The organism is Parabacteroides goldsteinii DSM 19448 = WAL 12034, from assembly GCF_000969835.1.
Lineage (GTDB): Bacteria > Bacteroidota > Bacteroidia > Bacteroidales > Tannerellaceae > Parabacteroides > Parabacteroides goldsteinii.
In genome coordinates, this window is sequence record NZ_KQ033912.1 from 3,523,317 (window position 1) to 3,531,919 (window position 8,603).

The window sequence follows — 8,603 nt, forward strand, 5'->3', positions numbered from 1 at the left end:
AAGAAAACAAATATACATGGAAAAACAACTATTCTTGGGGGATGAGGCTATCGCACAGGCTGCGATCGATGCCGGTATTTCCGGTGTTTATGCCTATCCGGGTACCCCTTCAACTGAAATTACCGAGTATATACAAGGCTCGGCAGTAGCGAAAGAACGGGGGATACACAGCCGTTGGAGTACGAATGAAAAAACAGCAATGGAGGCAGCTTTAGGTATGAGTTATGCCGGAAAGCGTTCGCTTTGCTGTATGAAACATGTCGGACTGAATGTGGCGGCAGACTGCTTTATGAATGCCGGAATGAGCGGTATCAACGGTGGTATGATTATTATTACGGCCGACGACCCTTCCATGCACTCATCACAGAACGAGCAGGATAACCGTGTATATGGAAATTTTGCTATGATCCCGATGTTGGAACCATCCAGCCAGCAGGAAGCATACGATATGGTGTATGAAGGTTTCGAGCTTTCAGAAAAACTGGGTTATCCGATCTTGATGCGTATTACTACCCGTATGGCGCACTCTCGTGCCGGTGTGGTAACGCGTCCGATCAAGGAAGAAAATACGATGAGTTGTCCGCCTGACGGCCGTCAGCGTTTTATCTTGCTTCCGGCTTTGGCACGCAAACGTTTCAAAGTATTGCTGGAAGCGCAGAAAGGGTTTACCGAAGCGGCTGAAAGTTCAAAATATAACCAGTATTTCGATGCTCCCAACAAAGAGATGGGTATCATTACAACCGGTATTGCATTCAACTATCTGTCGGAGAATTATCCTGACGGGTTCGAATATCCGGTATTGAAGATTACTCAATATCCGTTGCCACGTAAGTTGGTGGAAAAGATTACCGGTGAATGTAAGGAAATTCTGGTGCTTGAAGAAGGCTATCCGGTTGTGGAAGAACAATTGAAAGGGTTCCTGGGTAAAGGGATAACTGTTCACGGCCGTTTGGACGGGACTTTACAGCGTGACGGCGAGTTGACTCCGGATGCCGTAGGCAAGGCTTTAGGCAAAGATATTACCAGTTACTATGCTATCCCCGAAGTGGTGGAACAGCGTCCGCCTGCATTATGCCAGGGTTGCGGTCACCGCGATGTGTATGAAGCATTGAATGAGGTGCTGGCTGAATATAAAGACCCGAAAGTATTCGGCGATATCGGTTGTTACACATTGGGAGCTTTGCCTCCGTTCCGTGCAATCGACTCTTGTATCGATATGGGGGCTTCCATTACAATGGCGAAAGGGGCTTCTGATGCCGGTGTATTCCCGGCCGTATCGGTAATTGGTGATTCTACTTTCACGCATTCCGGTATGACCGGTTTGCTGGATTGTGTCAATGAGGATACAAACATCACAATCGTGATTTCCGATAATGAAACAACGGCTATGACCGGCGGACAGGATTCAGCCGGAACAGGACGCCTGGAAGCTATCTGTGCAGGTATCGGTGTCGATCCCGCTCATATCCGTGTTATGATCCCGTTGAAGAAGAATTACGAAGAAATGAAACAGATCATCCGCGAAGAGATCGAATACAAAGGCGTATCTGTCCTGATCCCGCGTCGTGAATGTATCCAGACATTAACAAGAAAGAAAAAAGCAAGCAAGAAATGAGAGCAGATATTATATTGTCAGGTGTAGGAGGACAAGGTATCCTCTCTATTGCCGCCGTTATTGGAGAAGCCGCTTTGAAAGAAGGTTTGTATATGAAGCAGGCGGAAGTTCACGGAATGAGCCAGCGTGGTGGCGACGTACAGTCGAACCTGCGTTTGTCTGACCAGCCGATCGCGTCCGACCTGATTCCGAAGGGACATGCCGACCTGATCATTTCCCTGGAACCGATGGAAAGTCTCCGTTATCTTCCTTATCTGAAAGAAGATGGTTGGTTGGTGACTAATTCACAGCCGTTTGTCAATATCCCTAATTATCCGGATATGGAGAAAGTAAACGAAGAGCTGGATAAATTGCCGCATAAGGTTATCCTGGATGTGGAAGCTATAGCTAAGGAAGTCGCTACGGCCCGTGCCGCCAATATCGTGATGTTGGGTGCTGCTGCTCCTTTTATTGGAATTGAGTATAATAAAATAGAAGACGGTATCCGTCGTATCTTCGGTCGTAAAGGGGAAGAAGTGGTTGAGATGAACCTGAAAGCCCTGAAAGCCGGTTACGATGTTGCCCAAAGAATAAAATAAAGCCTATGAAGAAGTACCTCTTAACCGTCCTGCTTGCAATTTTCGCGTTTGTAGCCCGTGCTCAGAACGATGGTGATATTATAAAAGTGGGCGACCAGATGCCTGCATTCACGATCGTTTCCGACGATGGTAAACAAATCTCGTCTGCTTCCCTGAAAGGGAAAGTAGTGCTGATAAATTTCTTTGCAACCTGGTGTCCTCCCTGTCAGAAAGAACTGGCGGAAGTACAGCAGAAGTTGTGGCCGAAGTTTAAGGATAATAAAAACTTTCAGATGTTGGTGATTGGACGTGAACATACAGATGCCGAGTTGGCAAAGTATAATGAGAAAAAAGGTTTCACCTTCCCGTTGTATCCGGATAAGAACCGTGCCATCTTTGGAGCATTTGCAAAGAACCTGATTCCCCGTACTTATCTGATAGGTAAAGACGGAAAAGTGATGTATGCCGGCAAGGGATATACCGAAGAGGAGTTTGCCGGATTGATGGATAAGATTGGTGCATCTTTAAAGTAAACGATATGCAATATCAGAATATACATTTGATTTATTTCTCTCCGACGCATACTTCTGCAAAAATAGCTTATGCAATTGCCGAAGCGTTGGAAGCGGATACTTTGTCCGAATCGGATATTACCCATGAAGGATTGAAGGAACTGCTTTCGATGGGAGGGAATGAACTGGTAATCGTTGCGGTTCCTGTATATGGAGGCCGCGTTGCGGAGACGGCTATGGATCGCATCCGTATGTTTAAAGGAAACGCAACTCCGGTTATTCCTGTCGTAGTCTACGGAAACCGCGATTACGAAGACGCTTTAAAGGAGTTAAGCGATGCGCTTTCCGCTCAGGGATTCGTGCCGGTGAGTGCCGGTGCCTTTATCGGTGAGCATTCATACAGTCGGAAAGATATGCCTATTGCCGCCGGTCGGCCGGATAAGGACGATTTGTTGAAAGCATCCGAATTCGGTAGCGAAATTCTGAAGAAGCTGGATAACGTATCGACGTTGACGGATTTACAGCCGTTGGAGGTAAAAGGAAATTTCCCGTACAAAGTAAAAGGTCCTTCCACTCCACAGGCTCCTGTGACGGATGAGGATTTGTGTACACAATGTGAGTATTGCATCGATGTATGCCCTGTTGCGGCGATATCGATTGTCGATGATCGTATGTTCAGTGATCCGTCGCTTTGTATTAAATGCTGTGCCTGCGTAAAAGAATGTCCGGAAGGGGCCCGTACTTTCGATACTCCCTATACGGCTATGCTTCATAAAAACTTCAGCGCACGTCGCGAACCTGAATTGTTTATTTGATTTTACTATATGATCAGTTTATAGCCGATCCCCCGGATGTTCACAATCTGAACCGAGGGATCGGCTTTTAATTTTTTACGTAGCTTGGTGATAAAAACATCCATGCTGCGGGCATTGAAAAAGGAATCGTCTCCCCATAACTCCAGTAAAACCGGTTTACGGTGCAATACATCATTCGTATGTTGGCAGAGCATGCGTAGAATCTCGGCTTCCCGATGCGATAATGTTTCTGTTTGGTCGCTTATCTGTAACGTCTGACGGGGGTAATCGAACGTATATTGACCGATGCTGAAAACTTCCGGTCGTTTTTCTTCTTCTATGATTATCGGACGGTTCAATAGGGCGAGGATGCGAACGATCAATTCTTCCATGTCGAACGGCTTTTTCAGATAATCATTTCCTCCCAGGTGAAAACCGGTTACCAGGTCATCGACCGATGAGCGTGCGGTAAGGAATAAGATCGGTGTCTGTGTGTCGGTTTGACGGATCATTTTGGCAAGCGTGAATCCATCCATTTGAGGCATCATCACATCCAATACCAGGATATCCGGTTTTGAGCGGTGATATAAAGACATTGCTTCATTGCCGTTTGCCGCAATTGTAATTTGGAATTTCCGGCGGCTTTCCAAGCTGTCTTTGATTATTTTAGCTAATGCTATTTCATCTTCGGCCAATAATACATGTATCATTTCTTTTCCGGTATTATAATAGTAAATGTACTTCCTTCTTTTTCTTTGCTTTCAACGGTAATAGTCCCGTTGTGCCGCTCTATGATGTCTTTGACATAGCTGAGTCCGAGTCCGAAACCTTTCACGTCATGTATATTCCCCTTGGGGACACGATAGAAACGTTCGAATATGCGGTTTAGTTGAACGGTAGGGATGCCTATACCGTTATCTGTCAGGTCGATTTGAGTCCCTTTCTCTATTCGGTTTATCCGAATGGAGATTAGTACGCTTTTTCCGGAGTACTTGATTGAATTATCGAGCATATTGCTGATTACATTGGTGAAATGCAGTTTATCGGCATATATCGTCAGTTCCTCAGGTTCACAGACGATCTGAAAAGAAACAGGTTTATCTGTTTTTAGCGTAAGCTGTTGTGCCAGATTATCTATGACCGGTTTTATCCGGAAAGTCTCTTTTTGCAGCCGGAAGTTTTTGCGCTCGTCGACAGCCATGCTAAGTATCTTTTCAACCAGACCGGAAAGATGCTTTAATTGTTGGCGGCAAAGTGTGAAATATTCCTCCCGTGTCTCTTTTTGTTCGACGAAATTGAATGTTTGCAAAGCGTCGATAGCTGAGTAAGTAATGGTGATCGGAGTCTTCAGTTCATGGGTCATGTTGTTGACAAAATCATTTTTTATCTGGGCGATCGTTTTCTGGTGTAAAATGGTTCGTATCAGGTAGATATAACAAGTTGTCGTAATGATAATCAGAAAGAATGAGGCGAGAAACAATGGCCCCATCCGCTTGAGTACTGTCTCTCCGGGTGCAATGATAAATCCTTGCATGCCGATACTATCGTCACTGTTAACGCCTATTTTTTGGGTGGCAAGCAAATTGGTTGGATTCTGGTTGTCCGGTAAAGAAGAAGCCAGAAGAGTGTCTGTGCCTAGTGTAAAGTCGATAAAATGACGGTTGTATATACCTTCTGCACTGAGAAAGGTTGACCATAGGCTGTCGGTTTTTTCAATGTTTACAGGAGAAATCCCGTTAATAGCTTGCCAGATTCCTTTGAATGCCATTCTCATCATGGGGGTGTTTTCCGGTTTATAAGCCTGAAAAACGGTGCTGTCGGTTTCATTGGATAATTGGAGCCGGGTACGGGAATAATATTTCCGGGGTGTCTGTTGGGAGGCTGTATGGGAAGTACTGTCCATAGAAAAACTGAACTCCACTTGGCCGTGAGGTGCACCGGGTGTCGTGTCGTTTTTCATTTTTTCCATCCGCTCTGTCAGATCTTCATTAATTGCTTGCTGAAGTGTTTCGTTGATAATTCTTCTGATTTGTTGTTTTTCTATGTTATAACTATTCCATAACCAATATCCCTGGAAAAAGAATATTCCCAGGACCGATAAGGAAACGAAGATCAGTATAAGACGCATTTGTAATTTCATATTACAAATATAACTTGATTTGTCTTCGTTCATTCCGGTGGTAACACTAAATAACAGTAGATGGCAATGTGGTAACGGTTTGATTAGGGGGCTCTTTCTATATTTGTATTGTCTTAAACGAAAGAATAATATGAAGAAGATACTGGTTTTATTATTGCTATTGCCTGTTGTCGTATCTTATGCTCAGGAAGGACAGAAGATTAATGCCGGTTTCAAATATTTATTCGGTTGGCATTACACATTGAGCCAAATAGGTAATCCTGGAGTTATTGCCGCTGATATCGGATATGAATTTGATTTTGTCCCTTTCTTTGGGGTTAATGCTGGTTTTGGTGGAGGTGGTTTTACACAGCGAGTTGGGTTGGGAGGATTAAGAGGGGATAATTTAGTCTATAAAGGTTCTTTTTTTTCTCTTCATATCTCTCCGAAGTTTTATTTGCCAATTAAATACGAAGAAAAAATTGATCGTTCCCATTATATCTTTATTGAAAATAAATTTGCTTACAACCGACTGAATTGGAATTTCGATCGTTTGTCAAATAAGGGGCAATCTATTCATCACGAATTCGAATATGTAATAAAGGCTGGTTATCAGTATCCGGTAGGTCGTTCTTTTTCTATAGCCGCTTGGTTGGGATATAGCACGTTGGATTATTATAAATCAGGAATTGTTGAATTTGATAAGAAACTGAAAACATCGACTCCTATAGAAATAGGGATTGGTTTTAGTTATATTTTTAAATATGGGAAGAAAAATATTTAGTAATCCTGAGTTTTTTAAGGTTATGTATAGATACCTTTTTCCTTCCTTCGTTTTCTGTATATACTTGTATATAACTCAGCCCGGCTACAGTATAAGTGATTCGTTTGATATATATCAAACGCAAAGAAGACATATATGCTTTATTCATTTGATAATAGTGTATTATTCATTCGATATATATTGAACGAATAAAAGAAAGGGAAGTCGTGTCCTGAAATAAGTTGACAAAAACCTAAAGTAACCGTATAGTCGAATCGAAAGATGCGGGTAGTACCGGTAAGTGAGGAATATTTTTTCAGTCTTCTTTGTGCGTACATTATATTACAGTGCCTGCCGTGAAAAAATAAATGAAAAATAGTTGGTAAAAAGTTTGGATCGTATATAGTAATCTACTACTTTTGCACCCGCATTCGAGAGAGAACGGCGCACCAACATGATGAAAGAGGTAACCTGAGGAAAGGGGATGAGGTTAGAGGTTCTAAGCAAAATTCCAACCGCCACAGCGACTCAAAAAAAACCTTTCAAATTTTCTTCTAAAAAATTTGGTAGTTAAAAAAAAGTCCTTACCTTTGCAGCCGCAATCGAAAAGAAAGCGAAAGTTCTTTGAAAGATTTACATATCAACAAGTAGTACAAGTATTAAAAATTAATACCGTCAAAAACTTGAAATAAATACGAATTCTGAGCATAGATATAAAAACAATTTAAACAACGAAGAGTTTGATCCTGGCTCAGGATGAACGCTAGCGACAGGCTTAACACATGCAAGTCGAGGGGCAGCACGATGTAGCAATACATTGGTGGCGACCGGCGCACGGGTGAGTAACGCGTATGCAACCTACCTATCAGAGGGGAATAACCCGGCGAAAGTCGGACTAATACCGCATAAAACAGGGGTTCCACATGGAAATATTTGTTAAAGAATTATCGCTGATAGATGGGCATGCGTTCCATTAGATAGTTGGTGAGGTAACGGCTCACCAAGTCCACGATGGATAGGGGTTCTGAGAGGAAGGTCCCCCACACTGGTACTGAGACACGGACCAGACTCCTACGGGAGGCAGCAGTGAGGAATATTGGTCAATGGGCGAGAGCCTGAACCAGCCAAGTCGCGTGAAGGATGAAGGATCTATGGTTTGTAAACTTCTTTTATATGGGAATAAAGTGAGGAACGTGTTCCTTTTTGTATGTACCATATGAATAAGCATCGGCTAACTCCGTGCCAGCAGCCGCGGTAATACGGAGGATGCGAGCGTTATCCGGATTTATTGGGTTTAAAGGGTGCGTAGGTGGTTAATTAAGTCAGCGGTGAAAGTTTGTGGCTCAACCATAAAATTGCCGTTGAAACTGGTTGACTTGAGTATATTTGAGGTAGGCGGAATGCGTGGTGTAGCGGTGAAATGCATAGATATCACGCAGAACTCCGATTGCGAAGGCAGCTTACTAAACTATAACTGACACTGAAGCACGAAAGCGTGGGGATCAAACAGGATTAGATACCCTGGTAGTCCACGCAGTAAACGATGATTACTAGCTGTTTGCGATACACAGTAAGCGGCACAGCGAAAGCGTTAAGTAATCCACCTGGGGAGTACGCCGGCAACGGTGAAACTCAAAGGAATTGACGGGGGCCCGCACAAGCGGAGGAACATGTGGTTTAATTCGATGATACGCGAGGAACCTTACCCGGGTTTGAACGCATATTGACAGCTCTGGAAACAGAGTCTCTAGTAATAGCAATTTGCGAGGTGCTGCATGGTTGTCGTCAGCTCGTGCCGTGAGGTGTCGGCTTAAGTGCCATAACGAGCGCAACCCTTATCACTAGTTACTAACAGGTCATGCTGAGGACTCTAGTGAGACTGCCAGCGTAAGCTGTGAGGAAGGTGGGGATGACGTCAAATCAGCACGGCCCTTACATCCGGGGCGACACACGTGTTACAATGGTGGGGACAAAGGGCAGCTACCGTGTGAGCGGATGCTAATCTCCAAACCTCATCTCAGTTCGGATCGAAGTCTGCAACCCGACTTCGTGAAGCTGGATTCGCTAGTAATCGCGCATCAGCCATGGCGCGGTGAATACGTTCCCGGGCCTTGTACACACCGCCCGTCAAGCCATGGGAGTTGGGGGTACCTAAAGTCCGTAACCGCAAGGATCGGCCTAGGGTAAAACCGATGACTGGGGCTAAGTCGTAACAAGGTAGCCGTACCGGAAGGTGCGGCTGG

7 protein-coding genes and 1 rRNA gene are annotated in these 8,603 nt (G+C 44.2%); 6 read left to right on the forward strand and 2 right to left on the reverse strand.

Annotated elements, in window-relative coordinates; all coding sequences use genetic code 11:
- Positions 1-16 precede the first annotated feature (16 nt).
- From HMPREF1535_RS13070 to HMPREF1535_RS13085, 4 genes are read left to right on the forward strand one after another with little or no spacing between them, the layout of a single operon-like run.
- Positions 17-1,615: a thiamine pyrophosphate-dependent enzyme gene (locus HMPREF1535_RS13070; protein WP_046146333.1), complete on the forward strand. Its 1,599-nt coding sequence runs from the start codon at positions 17-19 to the stop codon at positions 1,613-1,615.
- Complete coding sequence (locus tag HMPREF1535_RS13075) at positions 1,612-2,193, forward strand: indolepyruvate oxidoreductase subunit beta (protein ID WP_009859488.1); 582 nt, start codon at positions 1,612-1,614, stop codon at positions 2,191-2,193. Before HMPREF1535_RS13070 ends, HMPREF1535_RS13075 begins: the two co-directional genes overlap by 4 nt.
- Positions 2,194-2,198: 5 nt before the next feature.
- Complete coding sequence (locus tag HMPREF1535_RS13080; protein WP_009859487.1) at positions 2,199-2,705, forward strand: peroxiredoxin family protein; 507 nt, start codon at positions 2,199-2,201, stop codon at positions 2,703-2,705.
- A 5-nt stretch (positions 2,706-2,710) separates the two neighbouring features.
- Positions 2,711-3,499, forward strand: a complete 789-nt coding sequence (locus tag HMPREF1535_RS13085; RefSeq protein ID WP_046146334.1) for a 4Fe-4S binding protein — start codon at positions 2,711-2,713, stop codon at positions 3,497-3,499.
- A 5-nt stretch (positions 3,500-3,504) separates the two neighbouring features.
- On the opposite strand, the gene HMPREF1535_RS13090 is transcribed toward HMPREF1535_RS13085, so the two are convergent.
- Both HMPREF1535_RS13090 and HMPREF1535_RS13095 read right to left on the reverse strand, forming a co-directional pair.
- Positions 3,505-4,188, reverse strand: coding sequence for a response regulator transcription factor (locus HMPREF1535_RS13090; protein ID WP_046146335.1), 684 nt, complete (start codon positions 4,186-4,188; stop codon positions 3,505-3,507).
- Positions 4,185-5,618, reverse strand: a complete 1,434-nt coding sequence (locus HMPREF1535_RS13095; RefSeq protein WP_224264373.1) for a sensor histidine kinase — start codon at positions 5,616-5,618, stop codon at positions 4,185-4,187. The genes HMPREF1535_RS13090 and HMPREF1535_RS13095 overlap by 4 nt, the downstream gene beginning before the upstream one ends.
- Positions 5,619-5,748: 130 nt before the next feature.
- Here HMPREF1535_RS13095 and HMPREF1535_RS13100 point away from each other — a divergent pair, with 130 nt between their 5' ends.
- Both HMPREF1535_RS13100 and HMPREF1535_RS13105 read left to right on the forward strand, forming a co-directional pair.
- Complete coding sequence (locus tag HMPREF1535_RS13100) at positions 5,749-6,381, forward strand: hypothetical protein (RefSeq protein WP_046146337.1); 633 nt, start codon at positions 5,749-5,751, stop codon at positions 6,379-6,381.
- Between the two features lie 707 nt (positions 6,382-7,088).
- Positions 7,089-8,603, forward strand: a 16S ribosomal RNA gene (locus tag HMPREF1535_RS13105); the annotation flags it as partial.

Coding starts and splice junctions, on each gene's coding strand:
- HMPREF1535_RS13095 (WP_224264373.1), bottom strand. CDS start 5,618: ATGAAATTACAAATGCGTCTTATACTGATCTTCGTTTCCTTATCGGTC.
- HMPREF1535_RS13080 (WP_009859487.1), top strand. CDS start 2,199: ATGAAGAAGTACCTCTTAACCGTCCTGCTTGCAATTTTCGCGTTTGTA.
- HMPREF1535_RS13100 (WP_046146337.1), top strand. CDS start 5,749: ATGAAGAAGATACTGGTTTTATTATTGCTATTGCCTGTTGTCGTATCT.
- HMPREF1535_RS13090 (WP_046146335.1), bottom strand. CDS start 4,188: ATGATACATGTATTATTGGCCGAAGATGAAATAGCATTAGCTAAAATA.
- HMPREF1535_RS13070 (WP_046146333.1), top strand. CDS start 17: ATGGAAAAACAACTATTCTTGGGGGATGAGGCTATCGCACAGGCTGCG.
- HMPREF1535_RS13075 (WP_009859488.1), top strand. CDS start 1,612: ATGAGAGCAGATATTATATTGTCAGGTGTAGGAGGACAAGGTATCCTC.
- HMPREF1535_RS13085 (WP_046146334.1), top strand. CDS start 2,711: ATGCAATATCAGAATATACATTTGATTTATTTCTCTCCGACGCATACT.